This window comes from Oleiphilus sp. HI0043 (assembly GCF_001634935.1).
Genome location: NZ_LWEY01001894.1, coordinates 1 through 835, shown reverse-complemented (window position 1 = coordinate 835; position 835 = coordinate 1). Strand labels below are relative to the sequence as shown.

The window sequence follows — 835 nt, the reverse complement described above, 5'->3', positions numbered from 1 at the left end:
TCAACCTGAAGCCTATGTTCCATCTTCAAACACCTTTATTGAAAAAGATGCTTCAGTCAATGAACATATTGAGCAGATGCGTCTATCTGCAACTAAAGCACTTATGGAGCGGCCAGACGCAATAATTATTGCCACGGTTTCTGCCATCTACGGTTTGGGTGACCCGGAATCATATCTCAAGATGATGCTACATCTAGATAGGGGGGAGCCGGCTAGTCAACGCGATATCTTAAAACGATTGGCCGAGATTCAATATACGCGAAATGACATCGAGCTACACCGAGCTACCTATCGTGTGCGTGGTGATGTGATAGACGTCTTCCCCGCTGAGTCTGAAAAAGAGGCAATCCGAATTGAGCTATTTGATGATGAGGTCGAGAACTTAAGTTTCTTTGACCCCTTAACCGGCGAAGTGACGCGTCGTGTGCCTCGGATTACGATTTACCCTAAATCCCATTATGTTACGCCGCGCCAAACAATTCTGAATGCTGTGGATGGAATTAAGTCCGAATTAGAAATTCGTTTAGCGCAGTTACGGGACAATAATAAGCTCGTCGAAGCGCAAAGGCTAGAAGAACGAACTCGCTATGATACAGAGATGATGACAGAGCTGGGTTACTGTAATGGTATTGAAAACTACTCGCGCTACTTGTCTGGGCGCGATGTCGGCGCAGCGCCGCCTACCTTGTTTGATTATTTGCCGGATAATGCCTTAATGGTAATCGATGAGTCGCACGTAACGATTCCTCAGATTGGTGCAATGTTTAAAGGCGACAGGTCTAGAAAAGAAACCTTGGTGGAGTATGGTTTTAGGCTTCCGTCGGCACTTGATAAT

General features: G+C 45.9%; 1 pseudogene. It reads left to right on the top strand.

What is annotated here, in order from left to right:
- Positions 1 to 835, top strand: a pseudogene (locus A3729_RS29240) (excinuclease ABC subunit B); the annotation flags it as partial.